This is a genomic window from Thermococcus sp. LS1, from assembly GCF_012027395.1.
Classification (GTDB): Archaea; Methanobacteriota_B; Thermococci; order Thermococcales; family Thermococcaceae; genus Thermococcus.
In genome coordinates, this window is sequence record NZ_SNUJ01000001.1 from 540,027 (window position 1) to 562,708 (window position 22,682).

Sequence of the window (22,682 nt, forward strand, 5' to 3'; positions counted from 1 at the left end):
AAGTGCCTAATACGAAAACAATAACTTCCGATTTTAGTACTTCCACTACAACATCAACCCTCTTGTGGTCTTCTTGTATCCTTGTGTCCAAGATTAATGTTTACACTAAATCATAGCTTGATAGAATGAACCGTTACCTCCCTCAAATCCCTCAGAAACTCCTCTAGGTGCTCCCTCTTCACGTGGGGCATCATGACTATTCTTATGTAACCGCGGTGGGCGCTGATTCCCCAGCCACGTCTCTTCAGCTCCTTCTCGACCTCCTCAAGGTTCCTCGTTCCGAAGGAGACTATGTTGAGCATAGGCTCCCTTATCAGGTAAACCCCCGGTATCTTCTTTATCTCGACCGCGAACCACCTGCTCAGCTCCATCGCGCGCTTCACTACCTCTTTGTAGCCCTCGAAGCCGAGGTGCTTTATCATGGCCCACGCAGCCAGAGCGTTTGCTCCAGGCCGTGTTCCGGTTATCGTTGCCTGCCATACTTTGCCTCCCGCCAAGTAGGGGGCGGGAACGCTTATGGCCTCCAGGAACTTCTTCTTCCTGAATATTATTCCACCTGCCGGGATGGGCACCATACCCATCTTATGGGGGTCTATGGTTATGCTCTGAACGCCTTTAAGCCTGAAGTCGAAGTCGGGTAGGTCATAACCCAGCTCCTTTGCAAAGGGTATGACGAAGCCTCCAAAAGCTGCATCAACGTGCAGAGGGAGGCCGTAGTCGAGGGCCAGGTCACTCAGGGCGGGGATGTCGTCAACGACACCTAGACCAGTGGTTCCGGCTATACCAACGATGCCTATCGTGTTGTCCGTTATCTTTCTTTCGACGTCATTGACATCGACGGAGTAGTCCTCTTTAAGCTCGGCCCAGACAAGCTTGACGCCGAGCATCTCGCTCGCCTTGAGGAAGGAGAAGTGGGCGCTCCTTGGGATGATAAGCTCCGGCTTTTCGACGTCGGAGAGGTTGCGGAAGGCTCTAACGGCCAAGATGTTTGCCTCGGTTCCTCCGGAGACTATGTTCCCGTAACCACGTTCAAGGGCCAGAAGATTCGAGAGCATCTGGATGGCTTCTTCCTCAATCTTCTGACTGCCGACGTGAAGGCCGGGGTCGCCGAGGTTTCTGTCGATGTAGAGGGAGATTACCTTCCGAGCGAAGGGATGGGGATATGTGCACATTGAACCTAAAATCCGTCCGGAATCGAAGGTTAAATCCTCCGCCGTTTTCTCCTCCAGCTCTGCTAAAACTTCTTCCTCGCTCGCGCCTTTCCTCGGGAACATGGTCTCACCAGCCTGGCACTACTCCACACCCTTCAATTTAAGCTTTTGCCCTTTTGATGTAGGTCTTAAAGAACAGCGGCGTCGTTAAGGCTGTCATCATGGAGACGACTATGACGCTCGCGAAAATGGTCTGATCGATGAGCCCTGTGTTGAGGCCGAAGGTGAGTATCGCCAGCTCCAGGCTTCCCCTGCCACCCATGCCTATGCCAACGAGGATTGAATCCTTCCAGCTCAGGCCGAAGAGCCTGCTCCCCAGCCCACAGCCGAGAAGCTTCCCAAGCACTGCCGCGAGGTAGAGGGTTCCTATCAGGGCAAGGCTTATTCTAGCCAGCGGTGGGTTGAACATCAGTCCGACGTAGATGAAGAACAGCGGAATGAAGAACTCCGTAAGAACGACCTGGAGGTCTTCGATGAGTTCGTTGAGCTTTATCCTAGTCACAACGAGAGGATCTTTTCTCTCACGCAGTCTGCTTATCGTCAGTCCCGCAAGGTAGGCGCCGATTATCTGGTTGAGACCGACCTTTTCAGCTATTATCGCCAAGGCGAAGGTTAGTATTAGCGTGAAGGTGAAGAAGACATTTAGGTTCTTGACTATTGAGTAGAACCAGCGAGAGCGTTTGAAGACGAACTCCGAGATTAATAGGGTAGCTCCTATGAAAAGGAATATCTTGACGGTCAGTATTCCCAGGGAGAGCGCGTCAATGCTTCCTTTGGCCATTGCGGTGATTATACCTATCAGGTAAACCGCCAGTATGTCGTCAACGAATGCAGCTCCCATGAGAATGGATGAAATCTCTCTTTTAACGCGCTCCTTAACGAGGACGCCGCTCGTTACCTCTATTGCGGTGTTTCCGAGGGTAACGCCGACGAAGATAGCCGCCGAAGTGCCTTTGCCGAAGAACTCCACCGTGGTAAAGCCAAGAATAAACGAGAAAGCCACTCCGAGGACGGCAACTATCACGACTTTTTTCGTGTTTTGGGCTATGGCCGAAAAGTTGCTGGTGAGCCCCATGTAGAGCATCATCATTATGAGCCCGAACTCGGCTAGAACGCTGAGCTGCTCGGTTGGTTCGATGACTCCAAGAACGAAGGGTCCCAGCACGACTCCTGTGAGCACGTGGGCGATAATCGGGTGTATCTCGACCCTCTCGAAGAGCCACTCGATGCTCTTGGCAGTCACGAGCAGAATCGCGAGCGCCGCTAGGAAGTCCACGTCATCCCCTCCTCGCGAGCAGAGCCCCTATTATCCAGAGTGCCATCATAATTATCGCGAGAACCATCGCCAGCGTTGCACCTCGACCGGTGCCGAAGACTATCGGGATGGGGCCTATCATTATCACTCCGCCGCTTTCGACTTCTGCCTCTCCGCCCATGGCCGAGAAGAGGGTTCCAATGAAGACTAGGAGGAATCCGAGGAATATCATTCCCATGCCGAGTGCTATGAGCAGGGTTCCTTTGTCCATACATTATGAGCTTTCTTTTCCTCTTTTAAACCTTAACCCAGAGGAACCCAAAGGGTTAAAACACTCCCATCAAATCCTCTAACATGCTTGTGCTCGTTGACCTCGACGATACCCTCTGCAACACCTGGGATGCCGGAAAGTACACGCTCCTCCGTCTTATACCCTTCCTTCTCAGAAGGAGGAAGTTCAAGTCTTTCTTCTACATAATCACTGCCCGCTATAGGGAGCTCGAGCAGTCGCGGGAGTTCCACATGATGGATCTTGACAAAATCGTTGAGAAGCTTCTCGGAAAAGTTTACGCCAAGATAACCCCTGAGGAGTTTGAGGAGATAATGGACCTCGTTGATAGAGTCTTCTTCTCGAACCTTAAGCTCTATCCTGACGCCCTTCCGTTCCTTCAGGGACTCAAGGAAATGGGGGCAAAGATAGTGCTCATAACGGACTCCTCGAGCTACTGGCAGAGGAAGAAGCTTGAGTATCTCGGGATAAAGGACTACTTCGATGCGCTTATAATCAGCGGCGAGACCGGCCACAGCAAGCTCGACCCTCACAACTTCCGCCTGGCAAGGAGCATGTTTCCCCACGAAGAGGAGATCTATATGGTCGGTGACAGGGACGACACTGATATGAGGGGCGGCAAAGATATTGGGGCTACAACCATCCTCGTGAAGCGGGGTTATTTCAAGGGAAGACGCCCAAAACACGCCGACTACATTGTCAATGATCTGCTGGAGGCCTTGGAGGTGATTAAAAATGAGCATGAAAAGCGAGCTAAAGCGTAAGTCCCTTCACATCGTGGGATTGTCGGTTCCAGTCTCGTACCTCATCTTTGGGAGAGATGTAACGCTTACTCTTATCGGGTTGGCCTTCTTCATCTTCGTGGTTCTGGAACCCTTCAGGATAATCGAAGCTTTGAGGGATAAAATCAAGGAAAAACTCCGGCTCTACGTTTACGACGACGTCATCGAGCGCGTGGAGATGCTGGAAAAGCAGATAGACGAGATAACCCGCGAGCACGAGCGCTACCGTGTTGCGGCCCACATATACTTTGCAGCGGCAGCATTCATCGTGGTGTACTTCTTTCCTGGGGAAATAGCCATTGGAGCAATTGCCGTTGCTACCATTGGTGATGCCCTTGCGGCCATAATCGGGAAGTCGTTCGGAAGACACCGCTTTAAGAATGGCAAAAGTGTTGAGGGGAGTCTGGCTTACTTCATTTCAGGCCTGCTGATCCTGTGGCCTCTTGTGGGGCTTCCCTTAGCAGTCCTCGGTTCACTTGCAGGTATGCTGGCCGAGTTCTACAACCTTCCGCCAGATGACAACTTCTCGAACCAGCTGGTGATAGCGACGGTGCTGTATTTGGCCGATATTCTCGTCCTTTGAAGCTCCAAATGGATAAAGAAGAACAGAAAAGGGGAGAGGCTCACTCTATCGTAACCTTTGCGAAGGTGGTGAAGTTATCTACGTCGGTCCACTCCTCTCCCGGCGCTCTGTCGTGAATGCTCGGGTCGTCTGGGAGGCTGTCAACTGCTGAGTCTCCAGCTCCCTGACCGGTCACGTAGGCGACGATGTATATCTCAGACGACTTTCCTCCGAGGGCCTTCCACGGAATGGCTATCTCGAGAGTCTGTAGTCCGTTCTCAGCGCCACCGGTGTAGGCGTAGAAGCCGGTCCACTTGAGATCGTTGTATATCCAGGAGCTTCCGTTCCAGAGGACGAGCTGGGCGCTGGTTATGTTGCTTGTTCCGGGATCGCCGAAGAACTCACCGTTCCAGAAGAAGTAGAGCTGTGCGTCTATGCCCCTGCTGAAGCTCATCTTCTTGGCCCATGAGTCCTGACCGGTCGTGTAGCCACCGTCCTTGTAGTCCAGTGAGATGCCGTAGGCAACTCTCCATGAAGCCTTGTTCTCCGTGGTGAGTGCTATGTAGAGGAACTGGTCATCGTAGTCAACGTAGAGCGCCTTGAGGTTTGCACCATCCTGGCCGAAGCCGGTGGTGTCCTCAGCAACTGGCTCGACGCTCCAGTCGTCGAGGTTGCCGTCTATGGTCTTGGTGAGGTTCTTGGCGAGCTCTTCCATCTCTCTCTGCTTCTCCAGCTCGCCGCTCTTTGCCTTTTCGAGCATGGCCTCGAGGTCCCTCACCATTTTCTTGAGGCCCGTGTAAGAGCGGTATATCTTGAGCGAGGCGCTGAAGGCGTAGTTCGGCAGGTCTATCGTGGACTTGCCCTCATTGTAAAGCTTCAACAGGTCCATCAGCTCGGAATCGTACTGCTCGAGCTTCTTCCGCATGTCGTCCGTTAGCGGCATGTTCCTGAGCTCGCTGGCGAGCTCCTGGTAGCGGGCGTAGTCCTTCTCGAAGTTTCTTATGCCGTAGAACTTGTTGATCATGACGAAGGTGTTCTGGTACTGGATGAGCCTCTGCACCTTGACACTAACAAGGCCAGCGCTCTCGATGATGTTGTCCATGGTTACGCGGACGTAGTAGTCCGGAATGTTGTCCACCAGCTCCTGGGTGGTGGTTGGCTCAATGGTAATGGTGTCAACGATATCGCTGTTACCGTCGTTGGCGAATGGGTCTCCGAAGTTCCAGACGGCCGGGCCATAGCTGAAGCCGGTGGCAACCTGGAAGTTGAAGTTCCTCGCACCCTCAAAGACGCTCAGGGGAACTCTCACTTCGACGGTGTTCTTGGTGAGGTCAACTCCAACGAGAGCCCCGTCCACGGGGATAACGTTTCCTTCGGGGTCAACGAAGTAGAGCAGTGATGTGACGCTGTTGCCGGCTGAAGCCACGGCCTGCTCCTGGCCAACGTATTCGCTTCCGCCAAGGTTCACCGCCATCTGAATGTCCCACGCTATGACAGTGTTGGTGTCCATCTCACCGGCGAACCAGTATGCGCCGCCGTCCTTGTAGTCTATCGGAACCGCTATGAAGGTCGCGCCGTTGTCCCCTATCTTGATGTTGCTCATATCCGCGAACTTGAAGAGGAAGTAAACGTACCTATCGTCTTTGGTTACGCCAACCTCTGTGAGATCGGCGTGCGATGAGCTTCCTCCCGGCAGGTATGGGTCCTTATCATGCCTCTGGTCATCGACGGGGTCGCTCCAGATGAAGAATCCATTCTGGACGGTGTATGAATTGGGTTCAAGGGTAACTGCCAACCAGTCGTTGGGGTTTCCGTCAACGTCGATGTTGCCGACCCACACAACGTCAACATTCATAACGAACTCGTTGTTGTCCTCGTTGGCTTCGGCTATGGTGTTCTCCTCGTCAACGACGGCCCTTATGGTGTAAGTTCCGGTAGCGTTGGGCGTCCAGTTGAAGAGGAACCACTTCTCCTCTCCTGCTCCGAGGTCGGCCGTCCAGTTGGTGTAGAGGTTGCCGTCGATGTAGACCTTGACCGTTGCTCCAGTCACGGGCAGGGAGCCCTCGTTCTTGACCGTAACATTGTAGTTGCCCACCCTGTTGAGGCCAACCACGCCGGGTCCGGTGATGCTGACGGTCAGGTCCGGCATGAGGAACCACTCGCCGACGAGCAGGTTTGTGAAGGTGTCGGTGTCGCCCCATTCGTTCCCGATGTTGGTGTAGTCTATTGCCGGGTCAACGGGGAGGGAATCAACCGCGCTTCCACCACTTCCAGTAACCCAGGCCATTATTGCGAACTTTGAGCGCTTTCCTCCGAGGGCGCTCCATGGTATTGCTATCTCAAGCGTCTGGAGACCAGTGGAAGTGTCCCCTGTGTAAGCGAAGCTTCCACCAACGCCGCTTATGCTGTTGTAAGTCCAACCACTTCCAGTCCATGTGTTAAAGTTGTCAGTACCCATTCCAGTGTTCCAGCCCCACCAGAAGTAGATTTCGTAATCAATCGCGTACCCGGCTCCAAACTCCACGCTCCTACCCCAGGAGTCCCCACCAGTAGTGTATCCGTTTCCGGTTCCTGGATCAACGTCAATGCCAATACCATAAGCAACATCCCAGCTTGCAGTATTGTTGGTCTTAATGGCTATGTAGAGGTAGGTGTCATCCCAGGAAACGTACATCCTGTCAAGATTGGCTCCGGCTTGGCCGTTGTCCTGGCCAATGACTACGAGGTCCGACGGGCCCCAGTCGCTGAGGTTGCCGTCTATGGTCTTGGGGGCGACGTAGATTTCGGCGAGGTTGGTGAATGTATCGGCATCTCCCCATTCGTTCCCGATGTTGGTGTAGTCTATCGCAGGATCCACCGGGAGGCTGTCAACTGCCGAACCGCCGCTTCCAGTCACCCAGGCGATAATTGCTACCTTGTCCGGCTTTCCTCCGAGTGCCGTCCAAGGCACCTTGATTTCAAGGGTTTGTAATCCAGTGGAAGTGTCCCCTGTGTAAGCGAAGCTTCCACCAACGCCGCTTATGCTGTTGTAAGTCCAACCACTTCCAGTCCATGTGTTAAAGTTGTCTGTGCCCATTCCGGTGTCCCAGCCCCACCAGAAGTAAATCTCATAATCAACGGCATAACCGTTTCCGAAGCTTATGCTCCTGCCCCAGGAATCGCTGGTTCCAGTGTATCCGTTTCCGGTTCCTGGATCAACGTCAATGCCAATACCATAAGCAACACTCCAGCTCTGGGTGTTGCCTGTTGTTATTGCTATGTAGAGGTAGTTATCGTCCCAGGCAATGTACATCCTGCTCAAATTTGCACCTGCCAGCCCATTGTCCCACCCGACGGTTATGAGGTCCGATGACGTCCAGTCGCTTAAGTCTCCGTCGATTATCTTGGTTCCGTACATAGCGCTTACCATTTTAGTCGCTGGAACTAAACTTAAAAAAAGCAAAACTACCATTAAAATTCCAAGGCCTTTCCTCATAGGATTCACCTCTGGTGATACCTGTTCACTATTGATGATACCTGTGCATAAAATATTTATATACCTTTTCCAATATCACCGGTAGTGATAACAGTTTTGGGGGTGCATCGATGGTCAATTTCATCTTTGGAATACACAACCATCAGCCTCTTGGCAACTTTGGATGGGTGTTTGAGGATGCTTACAACCGTTCTTACCGTCCTTTCATGGAGATTCTGGAGGAATACCCCAACATGAAGGTCGCGGTTCACATAAGCGGGCCTCTGCTGGAGTGGCTTGATGAGAACAAGCCTGACTACATCGACCTCCTCCGCTCTCTGGTGAGTAAGGGTCAGCTTGAAATAGTCGTGGCAGGTTTTTATGAACCAGTCCTTGCTGCCATCCCAAAAGAAGACCGTATAGAGCAGATCAGGCTTTTGAAGGACTTTGCCAAAAAGCTGGGCTACGATGCCAAGGGTGTCTGGCTCACCGAGCGTGTCTGGCAGCCGGAGCTGGTTAAGAGTCTCCGCGAGGCAGGGATAGATTACGTCATAGTTGACGACTACCACTTCATGAGCGCGGGTCTGTCAAAGGAAGAACTTTTCTGGCCCTACTACACCGAGGACGGTGGTGAGGTTATAGCAGTCTTTCCGATAGACGAGAAGCTTCGCTACCTCATCCCATTCAGGCCGGTAGAGAAAACGCTGGAGTACCTTCACAGCCTTGATGACGGCGATGAGAGCAAGGTTGCGGTCTTCCACGACGACGGCGAGAAGTTCGGCGTCTGGCCTGGAACCTACGATTGGGTATATAAGAAGGGCTGGCTCAAGGAGTTCTTCGACAGGGTTTCGAGCGACGAGAGGATAAACCTCATGCTATACTCGGAGTACCTCCAGCGCTTCAGGCCTAAGGGCCTTGTTTACCTCCCAATCGCTTCATACTTCGAGATGAGCGAGTGGTCACTGCCAGCTAAGCAGGCAAAGCTCTTCGTGGAGTTCGTTGAGAAGCTGAAGGAGCACGGCCAGTTCGAGAAGTACCGCGTCTTCGTCCGCGGCGGCATCTGGAAGAACTTCTTCTTCAAGTATCCTGAGAGCAACTACATGCACAAGCGCATGCTGATGGTGAGCGGACTCGTTAGGGACAACCCTGAGGCGAGGCACTTCATCCTTAAAGCCCAGTGCAACGACGCTTACTGGCACGGCATCTTTGGTGGTGTTTACCTCCCCCATCTGAGGAGGACCATCTGGAAGAACATCATTAAGGCGAACAGCTACGTTTCCACTGGAAGTTTCGTCAGAGATATAGACTTCGATGGCCGTGAGGAGGTCTTCATTGAGAGTGAGAACTTCTTCGCCGTATTCAAGCCCGCCTACGGTGGGGCGCTCTTTGAGCTCAGCTCCAAGAGGAAAGCGGTGAACTACAACGACGTTTTGGCGAGGAGATGGGAGCACTACCACGAGGTCCCGGAGGCAGCAACCCATGAGGAAGGGGATGGTGAAGGAGTTGCCAGCATTCACGAGATTGGAAAGAAAATACCTGAGGAGATAAGGCGCGAGCTTGCCTACGACAGTCACCCAAGGGCTATCCTCCAGGATCATTTCCTGTCCCCTGAAACGGGCCTCGACGACTACCGACTCGCGCGCTATGAGGAGCTCGGTGACTTTCTGACCGGCGCATATGACTACAGCCCCCTCGAGGGCGGCATAACCCTCTGGAGGGACGGGAGCGTTTCAGGAAAACCGGCGCGCGTGGAGAAATCCCTTCGCCTGACTGATGATGGCTTTATCGTGGACTACACTGTCAAGAGCGAGGCTAAGGTGCTCTTCGGCGTTGAGCTGAACCTAGCGGTTCACAGCGTCATGGAGAAGCCAGATGAATTCGAAGCCACGGAGATAGAAGTGAACGATCCATACGGCATCGGAAAGGTGGAAATAAAGCTAGACAGAAAAGCTAAAGTCTGGAAGTTCCCGATAAAGACCCTTTCCCAGAGCGAGGCCGGCTGGGACTTCATCCAGCAGGGTGTCAGCTATACGGTGCTCTTCCCGGTTGATGGAGAGCTGAAGTTCAGACTCCGCTTCAGGGAGTTGTGAGAGGCCTCAGCTAGGGAGGCCCTCATCACCCATCAGGGCCCGAAAGGCTCACCTCATCGGCCCTTGCCGTTAATCTTTTCTTACCCTGAAGTCCAGCGGCTCCTCAAGGCGCCAGAAGCGGCAGAAGGAACATACCTCACCGCTCGACGGCATGCCGCAGACTTTGCACTCCCTCAGCTCTACCTCTTCAAGCTCGGCCTCGAAGATGTGCTTCTTCCTCAGGTAGCCCTTCACGAAGTTTATCTTGGTTCCCGGTCTCTTCTCCTCCATCTCGTTGAGGACTTCCTTGAACTCAAGTGTTGTTGCTCCGCGAGCGTGCGGGCACTCCTCGATATGATACTCTATGCCGTTGGCAAGTGCATAGGCAACAACTTCTCTCTCGGTGAGCTCGTAGAGGGGCTTAATTTTCTTCACGAATTTGCCCTCGCCGGGGGTTAGCGGTCCCTGTTTGGCCAGATACTGCGTATTCCAGTGCATCAAGTTGGAGAATATGAAGCTCGCCTCGTCGTCGAGGTTATGGCCGGTGGCGACTGCATCGAAGCCGTTGTCGTAGGCGAACTTGTTGAAGATATAGCGCTTCGTTAAGCCACAGTATGAGCATGTGGGTCTTCTCGTCTTTACTTCGCCAATTCCGTGGCCCAGGAGCTCCTTAACGCGGACTATGTGGAGCGGAACTCCCAAAGCCTCGCACTGCTTCTTTGAATATTCTTCGCTCTTCTCCGAGTACTCCCCTATGCCGAGGTTTATGTGGAGGCACTCTATATCGTAGCCAAGCTTCTTGAGGACGTAAGCAGTAACGGCTGAATCCTTTCCCCCGCTCACAACGACTAGAACTCTCTCGTCGGGCTTCAGCAGCTTGTATCTCTCTATTGTGCGCTTAACCTTCCTCTCGAAGTATTCCATGAAGTGCTCAGGGCAGAGGTACATTCTTGGGTAGTGAAGCTTAATGAAAGCTGGTTTCTCGCAGAACTTGCATCTCATAGGCATTCTCTCTCACCAAAGGCTGAAAAGAGGAAGAGGTTAAAAAGCTAATCCTCCATAGTCTCTATCATGTGCCTCCAGTTACCGGGCTTCCTGAAGTCCTTCTCCGTGTAGAGGCCCTCCTTCTTGAGTATGCCCCTCGCGGCCAGAAGACCCGTCGCGGCGGCATTGACTATGTCCCTACTGAGGCCCGCACCATCTCCAGCGGCGAAGATTCCCTCTATACTTGTTTCGAGGTTCTCATCAACCTCGGCGCGCATGGCGTAGTACTTGATCTCAGGTGCATAGAGCAAAGTATGATCACTGGCGACCCCGGGCAGAACCTTGTCGAGCTTCTCCAGGCCTTCTAAGATGTTGGTGACGACCCTGTGCGGTAGGGCCATCGCGATGTCTCCTGGAGTAACGTGCTTGAGTGTTGGCTCGACGTCGCTTCTCTTTATCCTGCTCCATGTGCTCCTCCTTCCACGCCTTAAATCGCCAAGCCTCTGGAGGAGGGGCTTTCCTCCGCCTATAGTTGTGGCTAACTGCGCTATACTCTTTCCGTAGGCGGTGGTATCCTCGACCGGCTCTGTGAGTTCAATCCTGCTCAGGAAGGCGAAGTTAGTGTTGTTGCTCTTCTTCTCGTGCATGGAGTGTCCGTTTACTCCAACGTAGCCGTCGTAGCGCTCTTCGACGACGAAGCCGTTCGGGTTGGTGCAGAAGGTTCTCACGAAGTCGTCGTAGGTGTCTGTATAGATGTGAAACTTAGGGTCGTGGTTTATGCTCGTTATGGGCTCCATCACTATGGCAGGAACCTCGACACGGACGCCTACATCGATGGGTCCGTGCTTCGCTTTGAGGCCTATCTTCTTGGCCACGTCGTGGAACCAGTCCGCTCCTCCCCTTCCGGGGGCGACGATAATATAACGGGTGTTTATGGTGAAGATGTCCTTCCCGCGCCTGACTTTCACCCATCCCTGGCCGAACTCCAGAGCTTTCGTCCAGAGAAGGAACTCAACGCCCTTGTCCTCGAGGTGCTTTTTTATGTCACCGATGACTTCGGGCGTTCTGTCCGAGCCGATGTGCCTTTGGATGATGGGGATGAACTTGACGCCGGCCTGAGCGGCCCTCTGCTCCCAGTACTTTACCTGCTCAGGGTCGCCTTTGAACAGGTTTTTTGGGGCTTTATGTTTCAGAAAAATCTGGTCAACCTCCCAGACGAGCTGCCAAGCGTAGTTCTCGTCGTTTGTGAGCTCCCTTAGGTCGCCGCCTATGTCCGGACGGAGATTGATGGTGCCGTCGCTCAGTCCTCCCGCACCGCCAACGCCGCTCATTATGTGGCAGGGCTGGCAGCCAATGCAGTAGCCGAGCTCGTACATGGGACAGACACGCTGGTTGATGTCTCCACCCTCGTCTATTATCAGAATCCTAAAATCGCTCTTCTCTGCCAGTTCGTAGGCTGCGAAAAGACCTGCCGGACCGGCTCCGATGATCACAACGTCGTACATCTTTCCAGAAACCATATTTCCCTTGTTGAGGTTTGGGGCCAATCTCTTAAAAACTTTTTGGCAAGTTTTTGGTTAATTTCACCAAATTATTGGGCAATTTTTGACATTTAAATTTTAAATACTTTCCCGAAACCTTTAAACAGAATTGAGTAGTACAACTTTCAGTGGGAGCATGGCCGGAGAGAAATCGGATAAAGCCAAGGCAAATAAGATAAAGATAATCCACAGCAAGAGAAAGCTTCTCCAGCTCCGGAGAAAGGAGGAGCTGAGCCACAACATTCGCTACATCTCCAAGGTCCCCGTCGAGATAGTCATGGACAGGGACTTTCTTGTTGTTCATCCTGACGATCCGCTCTCCGAGCTCATCCAGAACCTTCGAGACGAGGAGAGTTCTGCTGTTGTCGTTGATGATGAAGGGAAGCTGATGGGCTTTGTAACTATGAAAGACCTGCTTCATTTCTTTGAACCCCCAAGGAGATATTCCATAGTAGGAATCGGCCTCCTGAAGAAGTACTCCATAAGCAGGGCATCCCGCGTTAGAGACATAATGGTAAGAAAGCCCATAACGATTCACATCGATGACAACCTGGGGAAGGCCATAAAGATAATGATTGAAACCGGGAAGCATCATCTCCCGGTAGTTGACGAGAACGGCCACGTTCATGGCGTGCTTGAAGTTAAGGACATAATCCGCCTCATCCGCATAGTTTCGGCTTGAGATCACTTAAAACTACACAGGGATGGTAATCATGGACGTCTTCCTAGAGCTGGCACTGATACTCATAGTTGCGAAGCTCTTTGGGTATCTGACGGTTCGCATTGGCTTTCCAGCAGCCCTCGGGCAGCTCCTTGGAGGAATCCTTATTGGTCCCTCCATACTTGACATAGTTTCCTACGATGAAGGCGTGAAGCTCGTGGCCGAACTCGGTGTCGTCATGCTCCTCTTTCTGGCTGGGCTTGAGACGGACATAGAGGAGTTCAAGCACGTTGGTGTTTCGGCCTTCATAGTTGCAGTCCTTGGGGTTGTTATACCCTTCGTACTCGGCTATGTTGGCGCTCTGGCGTGGGGATACTCCAACATACAGGCCCTCTTCCTCGGTGGAATCCTCACCGCCACCAGCGTGGGCCTTACCACCAGCATACTCATGGAAATGAAGAAACTGAGGAGCAGGGTGGGAACGACCATTCTCGCCGCTGCCGTAGTTGACGACGTGCTTGGCATAATAATTCTGACGGTTCTCGTGGCCATGAACACGAAGGGAAGCGTTTACCCGATGGATGTGCTCATAATCCTTGGTGAGGTTACATTGTTCTTTATTTTGGGCCTTCTCCTTGGCAGTCCCGCTATAAAGGAAGCTCTCCGCGCGTCGGAGAGAATAAATCTCCCCGAGACGGTCTCGGCCTTTGCGATAGCCATAATGCTCTTCTTTGCCTACATCGCCGAGCAGTTCCAGCTGGCGGGCATAACTGGCGCTTATCTCGCCGGCCTCCTCATAGCCGGGAGTGCAGAGGCCAGAGAAATAACGAGCAAAACGCTGACCATAGGCTATTCCCTCTTTATTCCCGTTTTCCTTGTGAGCATAGGCGTTGAGACCGACATCCACGTTCTGGGCCACATCGGGCTTTTTGCCGGAGTATATGCACTCCTTGCAATAGCAGGTAAGGTAGTGGGCTGCGGTATCGGCGGTCTGCTTACGAAGTTCAAGCCGCGGGAAGCTCTTCAGATAGGCGTCGGCATGGTTCCCAGGATGGAGGTTGCGCTCATAATGGCCAACATAGGCCTCCGCGAGGAAGTGTTTGACAGAGGGACTTTCTCCATCCCCGTAAGCATGGTCATCATAACGACGCTGGTAACGCCCTTCCTCCTGAAGTGGGCATTTTCGAGGGAGTGATATGGAGATACTGCTCCTCATAGCCCTGATGCTTGCAACGGCTAAATTGATGGGTTACATCTTTGAGCGCGCTGGCCAGCCGGTTGTGCTGGGCCAGATATTCGGGGGGCTTTTGATCGGCATCTTCTTCGATACCAACCCAGTTATAGGGCAGTTCTCGAATCTGGGGGTCCTGCTCCTCCTCTTCATAGCCGGCCTCGAGAGCGAGCTCGAGGAGTTCAAGCGCGTCGGGAAGCAGAGCGTTATGGTTGCTGGCCTGGGTGTGTTTATAGCCTTCGTCTTTGGCTTCTCAGTTGCTTACCTGTTCGTTCCTCTTCACGAGGCGGTTCTCTATGGGGCGATGATGACACCCACGAGCGTCAGCATAACCGTCAAGGTGCTCATGGAGCTGAGGAGACTGAACACAAAGGAAGGGACGACGATTCTCGCTGCCGCCGTCGTCGATGATGTGCTGGGAATCCTTATCCTGACGATCGCGATCTCAATGATAAAGGGCGGTGAGGTGAACTACACCAGCCTTGCAGAAGTCTTGATATCTGTGTCCCTCCTTCTGTTCTTCTTCCTTTACTTCGGGCCTGGACTGGCGGATAGGGCTTTTAGGTTCATCTCGAGGATAGACCTGCCGGAATCAGAGACAGCCTTTGCCCTAGTTTTTCTGATAGCGTTTGCATACCTTGCCGAGCACCTCAACCTCGCCTCCATCCTTGGGGCATATCTTACAGGCCTCGCCCTGGGTCAGAGTGCCAAGAAAAAGGCGGTAATGGAGCACGTGAACGTTATCGGATACTCCCTTTTCATCCCCCTGTTCTTCGTCGAGGTAGGGATGAGGATTGAGCTGGGCTACATCCTCCACGCAGGTCTCTTTGCGGTTCTGTACACCGCTGCGGCCATATTGAGCAAGGTACTCGGATGCGGAGCGGGAGCAAGACTTGCCGGCTTTGACTGGAATTCCTCCGTCAGGATAGGCGTCGGCATGATACCCAGGCTGGGTGTCGAGCTGGCCATGCTGGCGGTTGCAATGGCAAGTGGGATCATAGGGCCCGATGCACTGACCGTTGCAATCCTAATGGTCTTCGTCACGACGATAATAACTCCGCCCCTGCTAAAGTGGCTCTATTCGAGGTAGCTCAGCCAACCGAGTGCTCTTCATCCTCCAGTCAGTGCCGGTTGCTCGAAGAGAGCGTAGCGGTTCGAAGAGAGCGCAGCGCATCATCGCATGCACACTTTAGGGCATAGATTTATAAAATCCTTGCCGGAGGAAAGGCTATGAGTGAGTTCACGGCGATACTGAGTTCGGCCCTCTTCATGCTCATCATGATAGACCCGAGCGATAAGGTACTCCTGGTTAGTCTGCTGCGTGAAGACTTCCACATAGAGGATATAAGAGCCCTAATCATTAGGGCCAACCTCATAGGATTTCTTCTCCTCCTCCTATTCGCGGTTTCCGGCCAAATAATCCTCCAGGAGATTTTCCACATAGACCTCAACGCCCTCCGTGTCGCTGGAGGCTTTGTTCTCTTCAAGATAGGTCTTGAGGCCCTTGAGAGCGGTGGAATGATAACCCTCAAAAAGGAGAAAAACATCCTTGCTCTGGCTGCCGTACCTGTGGCTACCCCGTTGATAGCCGGCCCGGCGGCAATAACAACGGCAATAACCCTCACAGCCGAGAAGGGAATCTACCACGCCACCGCTGCTATATTCATTGCTATACTCCTTACAGCCCTCGTGATGTTCCTTACCCTATACGTTATCAAGAACATCAGCAAAACAACGCTCGGTGTCTTCATCAGGATAATCGGTATGTTCACGATGGCCATTGGAGCGCAGATGATGGTTCAGGGAGTTGTTGGCATATATCTGCTCATGACTTCGGTTTCGCCATAACGAAAAATTTTTTGGGCTAACCTTTTAACCGTTCTGGTTATCCGCTATTTGTGGGACTTTTGAACCACTCGTAGCGGATAACCTTCCCTCCTCCCATCTTCATCGTGGAGCTTTCGGGGGGAACGGAGACTCCCCACATCTTCAGGGCGCGAAGAGAAATATTCCAACTTCCGACAACGTCCCTGTCAGCCTCGAACCCACACTTCTCACACTTCAAAACCCTGTGCCCATTCGGGCTTAGTTTACCCCCACATATCGGGCACAGGGACGAAGTGAAAGCGGGATTTACGAAAACAACTGTTAACCCCTTCAGCTTCGCCTTGTATTCAATAATGCTCTGAAGTTTGCGAAAACTCCACCTGTGAAGCCGCCCATTAATCTCGGCAGTAAACCTAATCGAATCTCTGATTTCGGTTAAATCCTCTAAGGCAATCCCTCCATACTTCTCCGCAATCTCGACAATCCTGTTGGCCAGCCTGTGATACAAATCGTTAAGCCTGTTCCTCTCACGCTCGCCATATTTTTTCAGTAGCTCTCTTCTTCTCTTGCCAGTCTTCAGCTTTTTCTTAATCCTGTTCCGTTTTAAGAAATAGCTCGTCCTAACTTCACGTTCATGGGTAATAATTTGCACGAATTCACCGCTTGGAAGACTGAGAGTAACGTTGTTCTCATTTAAGTCCACGCCAACAAAGGTCAAAGGCGCTTTTATTTCGACTTCTTTTGAAAAAACTACATTTATGAAGACCCCTTTCGGCGTTCTAATTAACCAAGCCTGTCCAATCTTCCAGCCTTTGAACTTCTCATGGTACTTTGCGGGATGAATTTCTAGTGTTAACCTACCTTTGGGAGTTGAGAGCTTTAGTACTCCTGTCTCAAGGCCAATCTTAAACAGATGGCCATCTAGCATTATGGTTTCCTTTTTGAAGACAGGTTTACTTTTAGCTGTACCCTTTCTCTTCCTCTTGCGGTAGCTTTTGAAGATGGCCGTGGCCATTTGACAGGCTGTATAAAGATAGTGGCTTGGAAGTTCGGGATACTCTCTGCGGAGACTTTTGTAGGTCTCTTTTTTTAGCCGGTAAAAGCTTGTGATGTTGTTCTCATAGGCGTAAGTGATAAGATAGTTTACAATTTCACGATATGTGGTGAATAAATCATTCAATTCCTCGGGAACCGTTTTTATATTGAATTTCGCAGTTAGTTTAATAATCTCTAATGACATTTATTACTCCCTAAAAAGGTGTTTATTCTGAGGTGCTACTTAAATGTTTTGTTTATGGACGATACCTATAAATACAGCTCTCTTCTCTCCAGGAAAGGAGGGTCGAAAATGAATGTTAGACTCGAGAAGGTAAAGGGAACGCGAGACCTCCTGCCAGAGGAGATGGCGAAGAGGAGATGGGTCTTCGAGAGAATAAGGGACGTCTTCGAGCGCTACAACTTTCACGAGATACTCACACCGACTTTCGAATACACCGCTCTCTTTCAGCTGAGGAGCGGTGAGGAGGTCGTGGAGCAGCTCTACGCCTTCGAGGACAAGGGCGGCAGGAACCTCTCACTGAGGCCTGACATGACGTCGAGCGTAGCGCGCTTATTCGTCAACCAGTTCCAGAACGCACCAAAGCCGGTGAAGTGGTACTACATCGCCAACATGTTCAGGTACGAAGAACCCCAGAGCGGCCGCTATAGGGAGTTCTGGCAGGCTGGAGTCGAGCTCATCGGTAGCGACAAGGTCGAGGCCGACGCTGAGGTCATAGCCCTCCTCGTCGAGAGCTACCTCGCGACAGGCCTCAGGGAGTTCACCGTTAACATCGGCGACCGCATTCTGCTCGACGAGTTCGCGAAGATGCTCGGCGTTAGTGATGACATTGGTTTGATGAGGCTCATCGACAAGAAGGACAAGATGAGCAGGGAAGACTTCATAGGGTCCCTGAGAGAGTTCGGTCTAAGCGACGAAGGCATCGAGAAGGTTCTGGCGCTGATAGAGATAAAAGGAAAGCCTGACGAGGTTCTCCCGAAGGCGGAGGAGCTCTTCACGAGCGAGAAGGCGAGGGAGGAAATAAAGCGCCTCTACGAGCTTGTGGACCTCCTCAAGGCTTACGGCGTCTACGACTTCATACTCATAGATCTTGGCATAGCCAGGGGCTTCGACTACTACACGAGCGTCGTCTTTGAGGCGATAGCGCCGAACGACCTCGGGATAGGCTCGATAGGTGGCGGCGGCCGCTACGACAACCTCATAGAGGTCTTCGGCGGAAAGCCAACTCCAGCGACGGGCTTTGCCATCGGAATAGAGCGCCTCATCCCAATCCTTGAGTGGAAGGGCCTAATTCCAGAGCCGAAGCTCAGGCCAGACGTCTACGTGATTCCAATCGGGAAAGAGCTTGAGTTCAGGGCAAAGGCCATTGAAATAGCTCAGAGCCTTAGGAAGAAAGGCATCACGGCCGACTACGACCTCATGGGCAGGAAGCTCAAGAAGGCTCTGGACTACGCAGGAAGGCTCGGCGTGCCCTACGTCATCTTAGTCGGCAAGAAGGATCTGGCTGAGGGTAAGGTCACGATAAGGGACATGGAGAGTGGTGAACAGATAGCCGTTAAAATTGAAAGGGTCTCGGAAGAGCTCTCGCGGCTTCTTGGGGGGTAAACCCTCACCTCCTCTTTACCTCGAATTTATTCGCCTTTCTTTTCATTCTCCACTCTTCGAGCTTTCTGACGAAGGGGCAGCGGGAGCGCCACTTCCAGTAGGCCCTCTTCAGCGACTCCATCATCTTCACCACGAAAAATGTTGGGGGAGTGAATTTAAAGCCTTAGCGGATGCTCCAGAAGTAGTTAATCAGGCTCTGGGCGAGATCTTCGGAGACTATCTTGATGCTGACCTCGTGGTTCCAGTAGAGGGCGCTCTCGCTCCAGTTGTGACTCCCGAGGAAGACTATTTTCCCGTCTATCACCACCACCTTAGCGTGAAGCGTCGTTTCGAGCGAGTCAAAAGAAACGTCCACGCCGTTGGCCTTCAGGTAATCGTAGGCGGCCTGATTGATGTCCGGGGAGTCCTCGAGGAGGACATGAACGTTGACTCCCCTCTTTTCGGCCTCCGCCAGGGCTCTTATGAGGTCGTTTGCCCAGTCGAAGCTGTCCGCGGGGTCGTACTTCATGGAGAACATCATTACGTAGATGCTCTCACCGGCGTTGTTTATGGCGTTGAGAACCTCATAGTAGTATTCATTATCGAGGAGTATTTCAAAACCTGCCCCGTTTCCAAGAGCCTGCTGAATCAGACAGGTATTTAGCCTTCAACGAGCTGAGTTCTTCCTCCTTCTCGGCCAGTGTGGAGTTGAGCTCGGAGAGCTTTGAGACGCACAAGCTAAGATTCCCGGTCAGCTCGGTGACGTTGATTTCAGGCTCTATCACTTTCACCTCGGTATGGGTTTCGGTTACGGTTTCGGTGAGCGTGTGATTCTGGATTTCAGTTACGGTGGTTGTCACGGTTTGAGTTCCACCCAGACAGCCCGCTGATAGAACAGTTATGATGAGCAGAAATGCCAGAATTTTCTTCACGTGTACCACCATCCGGTATTGTACATCCAATAGGAATTTAACCTTAACGCAGGGCAACCGTTAAAACCATGAACGGCCAAAGTTATTGGGATGATGAGTCTGGAGCCCCCTGATTGATGAGGAGGTTTCGCGGGGCTGACCGCTATGATAAAGCGCTGGCTGTGTAAGGACCTTTACGATGAGATTGAGAGGCTCGAGCGTTCCATTATTGAACTGGAGGAGCAGATAGTCGAGCTCCGAATGCAGCTCAACATGAAGGTCGATGAGGCTAATAGGCTCGCCATAGAGAACACCAGTCTGAGGCACAAGGTTGAGATGATGGAACGCCGCGAGAAACGCCTCAAGGAGTTCCTTGCAAAGCTCAAAGTCCCTCTCGTTATCGTTGATGAGGAGCAGTTTGAGGACGTGGACGTTGACCTCGAGGCTGATTTGAAAGACTAACAAAAACCTTAATTAGGCTCCGACTCTTTTTACTTCAGCTTAAAAAGAGGTGATGCTCATGAGCATGGACATGACCACGCGCATGTTTAAAGAGGAAGGGTGGATGAGAAAGCAGTGCCCCAAGTGCGGAAAGTTCTTCTGGACGCTCGACCCAGAGAGGAAAACCTGCGGAGACCCGCCGTGTGACGAGTATGGATTCATCGGTAAGCCCGGCATTCCGAAGAAGTACACCCTCGACGAGATGCGCGAGAAGTTCCTGAGCTTCTTTGAAAAGCACGGTCATGGAAGAGTGAAGCGCTATCCCGTTCTGCCAAGATGGAGGGACGACGTTCTCCTCGTTGGTGCTTCAATCATGGACTTCCAGCCGTGGGTAATCAGCGGTGAAGCCGATCCTCCAGCCAATCCGCTCACCATCTCACAGCCCTCGATTCGCTTTACCGACATAGACAACGTTGGAATAACCGGCAGGCACTTCACGATATTTGAGATGATGGCGCACCACGCCTTCAACTACCCCGGCAAGCCGATATACTGGATGGACGAGACGGTTGAGCTCGCCTTCGAGTTCTTCACCAAAGAGCTCGGTATGAAGGCCGAGGACATAACCTTCAAGGAGAACCCCTGGGCTGGCGGCGGAAACGCCGGACCTGCCTTCGAGGTCCTTTACAGGGGTCTTGAGGTTGCAACGCTAGTTTTCATGCAGTACAAGAAAGCTCCTGAAAACGCCGACCCAAGTCAGGTCGTTGAGATAAAGGGCGACAAGTATGTCCCGATGGAAACGATGGTCGTTGATACCGGTTACGGCCTTGAAAGGCTTGTCTGGATGAGCCAGGGTACCCCAACAGCCTACGATGCCGTCCTCGGCTACGTCATAGAGCCCCTCAAGCGTGCGGCTGGAATAGAGAAGATAGACGCGAGAATCCTCATGGAGAACTCTAAACTGGCCGGAATGTTCGACATCGAGGACATGGGAGATTTGAGGGTTCTCCGCCAGGAAGTTGCCAAACGCGTCGGCATAAGCGTTGAGGAGCTGGAGAAGCTGGTAAGGCCCTACGAGCTTATCTATGCGATAGCCGACCACACCAAGGCCCTAACCTTCATGCTCGCCGATGGAGTCATCCCGTCCAACGTCAAGGCGGGCTACCTTGCCAGGCTCCTCATAAGGAAGAGCATAAGGCACCTCCGTGAGCTTGGTCTGGAAATGCCGCTGGCGGAGATCGTTGCCATGCACATCAAGGAGCTTTCGCCGAGCTTCCCTGAGTTCAAGGAGATGGAGGACGTCATACTCGACATAATTAACATCGAAGAAAGGCGCTATGCTGAAACCCTCCGGCGCGGAAGCGACTTGGTGAAGCGCGAGATAGCCAAGCTCAAGAAGAAGGGTGAAAACGAGATTCCGCTTGAAAAGCTCATCCTATTCTACGAGAGCCACGGGCTGACGCCGGAGATAGTGGCGGAAATAGCTCAGAAGGAGGGTGTTAAGGTCCACATACCCGACAACTTCTACACCCTCGTCGCCAAGGAGGCCGAGAAGGAAGAAAAGAAGGAGGCCGCCCAGTACGTCGTTGACTTCGAACTCGTGAAGGGCTTGCCCGACACGAGGACACTCTACTACGAGGACCCGTTTATGAAGGAGTTCGACGCGGAGGTTCTCAGGGTAATCGATGACTGGGTCGTTCTCGACCAGACTGCATTCTACCCCGAGGGCGGCGGTCAGCCCTACGACACGGGCGAGCTGAACGGAGTTAAAGTTACCAACGTCCAGAAGGTCGGAAAGGTTATCCTTCACAGGGTCGAGGAGCCCGAGAAGTTCAAGGAGGGCATGACCGTCCACGGAAGGATCAACTGGGACAGGAGAATCCAGCACATGCGCCACCACACGGGAACCCACGTCCTCATGGGTGCCCTGGTTAGGGTTCTCGGAAAGCACGTCTGGCAGGCTGGCTCTCAGCTCCATACCGACTGGGCCAGGCTGGACATATCCCACTACAAGCGCATAACCGAGGAGGAGCTCAGGGAGATAGAGAGGCTCGCCAACAGGATAGTCATGGAGAACAGAAGGGTAACCTGGGAGTGGCTTCCAAGGACTGAAGCCGAGATGAAGTACGGCTTCAGGCTCTATCAGGGCGGAGTTGTGCCGGGCAGGATTATCAGGGTGCTCAAGATAGAGGACTGGGACGTTCAGGCCTGTGGTGGAACCCACCTGCCGAACACCGGCCTTGTAGGCCCGATTAAAATCCTGAGAACCGAGCGCATACAGGACGGTGTTGAGAGGATAATCTTCGCCACGGGAGAGGCCGCCGTAAACTGGATGCAGGAAACTGAGAGAATCCTCAAGAGGACAAGTGATGTCTTCCGCGTCCCGCCCGAGAAGCTGCCAGAGACTGCTGAGAGATTCTTCAACGAGTGGAAGGAGGCAAGGAAGGAAGTTGAGAAGCTCAGGAAGGAGCTGGCGAAGCTCCTCGTTTACGAACTTGAGGACAAAATCGAGAGGGTCGGGGAAGTCGAGTTCATTGGCGCAGTCGTTGAGGGAACCATGGACGACCTCCGCGAGGCGGCAAACAAGCTCAGGAAGGATAAGAGAGTTGTTGTCCTTATCAGCAGGGAAGGCCACTTCGTCGTTGCCGTTGGCGATGGCTTCGACCTTAAGGCTGGCGAGCTTGCGAAGGTAATTACCAGCGTCGCCGGCGGTGGTGGGGGCGGAAGGAAGGAGCTCGCCCAGGGCAGGATAAAGAATCCACTGAAGGCCGAGGAGGCTATAGCCGAGGTGAAGAAGCGCCTCGGCTGATTTTTCAAACTTTT

General features: G+C 52.6%; 20 protein-coding genes. 10 read left to right on the forward strand and 10 right to left on the reverse strand.

All coding sequences use genetic code 11. The annotated features are described in order from the left end of the window. Positions 1 to 110: 110 nt before the first annotated feature. From mfnA to E3E26_RS02980, 3 genes are read right to left on the reverse strand one after another with little or no spacing between them, the layout of a single operon-like run. Complete coding sequence (mfnA, locus tag E3E26_RS02970; protein ID WP_167899831.1) at positions 111 to 1,274, reverse strand: tyrosine decarboxylase MfnA; 1,164 nt, start codon at positions 1,272 to 1,274, stop codon at positions 111 to 113. A gap of 37 nt (positions 1,275 to 1,311) precedes the next feature. Further along, positions 1,312 to 2,487 carry a cation:proton antiporter gene (locus E3E26_RS02975; RefSeq protein ID WP_167899832.1) on the reverse strand — a complete coding sequence of 392 codons (1,176 nt, stop codon included), beginning with the start codon at positions 2,485 to 2,487 and terminating at the stop codon, positions 1,312 to 1,314. 1 nt (position 2,488) lies between these two features. Continuing rightward, positions 2,489 to 2,737, reverse strand: a complete 249-nt coding sequence (locus tag E3E26_RS02980; RefSeq protein WP_167731194.1) for a DUF131 domain-containing protein — start codon at positions 2,735 to 2,737, stop codon at positions 2,489 to 2,491. An 83-nt stretch (positions 2,738 to 2,820) separates the two neighbouring features. Here E3E26_RS02980 and E3E26_RS02985 point away from each other — a divergent pair, with 83 nt between their 5' ends. Together E3E26_RS02985 and E3E26_RS02990 are read left to right on the forward strand one after the other, a co-directional pair. Continuing rightward, entirely contained in the window at positions 2,821 to 3,519 is a 699-nt protein-coding gene (locus E3E26_RS02985) for an HAD family hydrolase (protein WP_167899833.1), read from the forward strand. Next, positions 3,491 to 4,120, forward strand: a complete 630-nt coding sequence (locus E3E26_RS02990; RefSeq protein WP_167899834.1) for a diacylglycerol/polyprenol kinase family protein — start codon at positions 3,491 to 3,493, stop codon at positions 4,118 to 4,120. Before E3E26_RS02985 ends, E3E26_RS02990 begins: the two co-directional genes overlap by 29 nt. A gap of 40 nt (positions 4,121 to 4,160) precedes the next feature. Here the strand turns inward: E3E26_RS02990 and E3E26_RS02995 are convergent, their stop codons facing one another. Beyond that, on the reverse strand, positions 4,161 to 7,574 hold the full coding sequence (locus E3E26_RS02995) for a CARDB domain-containing protein (protein WP_167899835.1): 3,414 nt from the start codon (positions 7,572 to 7,574) through the stop codon (positions 4,161 to 4,163). A 110-nt stretch (positions 7,575 to 7,684) separates the two neighbouring features. Here E3E26_RS02995 and E3E26_RS03000 point away from each other — a divergent pair, with 110 nt between their 5' ends. Beyond that, positions 7,685 to 9,643: an alpha-amylase/4-alpha-glucanotransferase domain-containing protein gene (locus E3E26_RS03000; protein ID WP_167899836.1), complete on the forward strand. Its 1,959-nt coding sequence runs from the start codon at positions 7,685 to 7,687 to the stop codon at positions 9,641 to 9,643. A 69-nt stretch (positions 9,644 to 9,712) separates the two neighbouring features. On the opposite strand, the gene E3E26_RS03005 is transcribed toward E3E26_RS03000, so the two are convergent. Further along, positions 9,713 to 10,624 carry a TIGR00269 family protein gene (locus E3E26_RS03005; RefSeq protein ID WP_167900129.1) on the reverse strand — a complete coding sequence of 304 codons (912 nt, stop codon included), beginning with the start codon at positions 10,622 to 10,624 and terminating at the stop codon, positions 9,713 to 9,715. Positions 10,625 to 10,671: 47 nt separating this feature from the next. Then, complete coding sequence (locus E3E26_RS03010; RefSeq protein ID WP_167900130.1) at positions 10,672 to 12,126, reverse strand: NAD(P)/FAD-dependent oxidoreductase; 1,455 nt, start codon at positions 12,124 to 12,126, stop codon at positions 10,672 to 10,674. Between the two features lie 157 nt (positions 12,127 to 12,283). Here E3E26_RS03010 and E3E26_RS03015 point away from each other — a divergent pair, with 157 nt between their 5' ends. The 4 genes from E3E26_RS03015 to E3E26_RS03030 all read left to right on the forward strand — a co-directional run bounded on the left by E3E26_RS03015 (position 12,284) and on the right by E3E26_RS03030 (position 15,887). Further along, positions 12,284 to 12,829, forward strand: coding sequence for an HPP family protein (locus E3E26_RS03015; RefSeq protein ID WP_167899837.1), 546 nt, complete (start codon positions 12,284 to 12,286; stop codon positions 12,827 to 12,829). Between the two features lie 31 nt (positions 12,830 to 12,860). After that, positions 12,861 to 14,003, forward strand: coding sequence for a cation:proton antiporter (locus E3E26_RS03020; protein WP_167899838.1), 1,143 nt, complete (start codon positions 12,861 to 12,863; stop codon positions 14,001 to 14,003). Position 14,004: 1 nt separating this feature from the next. Beyond that, entirely contained in the window at positions 14,005 to 15,129 is a 1,125-nt protein-coding gene (locus E3E26_RS03025; protein ID WP_167899839.1) for a cation:proton antiporter, read from the forward strand. A 140-nt stretch (positions 15,130 to 15,269) separates the two neighbouring features. Continuing rightward, complete coding sequence (locus E3E26_RS03030; RefSeq protein ID WP_167899840.1) at positions 15,270 to 15,887, forward strand: MarC family protein; 618 nt, start codon at positions 15,270 to 15,272, stop codon at positions 15,885 to 15,887. A gap of 37 nt (positions 15,888 to 15,924) precedes the next feature. Here E3E26_RS03030 and E3E26_RS03035 read toward each other — a convergent pair whose 3' ends face one another. Beyond that, the gene (locus E3E26_RS03035) at positions 15,925 to 17,106 is read right to left on the reverse strand and encodes an RNA-guided endonuclease TnpB family protein (protein ID WP_167899841.1); all 1,182 of its coding nucleotides are present in this window, start codon (positions 17,104 to 17,106) and stop codon (positions 15,925 to 15,927) included. Positions 17,107 to 17,214: 108 nt separating this feature from the next. Between E3E26_RS03035 and hisS the strand changes: the two genes are divergently transcribed. Continuing rightward, positions 17,215 to 18,528: a histidine--tRNA ligase gene (gene hisS / locus E3E26_RS03040; RefSeq protein ID WP_167899842.1), complete on the forward strand. Its 1,314-nt coding sequence runs from the start codon at positions 17,215 to 17,217 to the stop codon at positions 18,526 to 18,528. 4 nt (positions 18,529 to 18,532) lie between these two features. Here hisS and E3E26_RS11240 read toward each other — a convergent pair whose 3' ends face one another. From E3E26_RS11240 to E3E26_RS11135, 3 genes are all read right to left on the reverse strand, one after another. Further along, positions 18,533 to 18,658, reverse strand: coding sequence for a hypothetical protein (locus E3E26_RS11240; protein WP_255453704.1), 126 nt, complete (start codon positions 18,656 to 18,658; stop codon positions 18,533 to 18,535). Positions 18,659 to 18,691: 33 nt separating this feature from the next. Further along, the gene (locus tag E3E26_RS11130) at positions 18,692 to 19,045 is read right to left on the reverse strand and encodes a phospholipase D-like domain-containing protein (protein ID WP_240911625.1); all 354 of its coding nucleotides are present in this window, start codon (positions 19,043 to 19,045) and stop codon (positions 18,692 to 18,694) included. A 76-nt stretch (positions 19,046 to 19,121) separates the two neighbouring features. Next, positions 19,122 to 19,451, reverse strand: a complete 330-nt coding sequence (locus E3E26_RS11135) for a hypothetical protein (protein ID WP_240911626.1) — start codon at positions 19,449 to 19,451, stop codon at positions 19,122 to 19,124. 132 nt (positions 19,452 to 19,583) lie between these two features. Between E3E26_RS11135 and E3E26_RS03050 the strand changes: the two genes are divergently transcribed. Next, positions 19,584 to 19,880 carry an initiation control protein YabA gene (locus E3E26_RS03050; protein WP_167899843.1) on the forward strand — a complete coding sequence of 99 codons (297 nt, stop codon included), beginning with the start codon at positions 19,584 to 19,586 and terminating at the stop codon, positions 19,878 to 19,880. A 58-nt stretch (positions 19,881 to 19,938) separates the two neighbouring features. Next, entirely contained in the window at positions 19,939 to 22,668 is a 2,730-nt protein-coding gene (gene alaS / locus E3E26_RS03055) for an alanine--tRNA ligase (protein ID WP_167900131.1), read from the forward strand. The last annotated feature ends 14 nt before the right edge of the window (positions 22,669 to 22,682 follow it).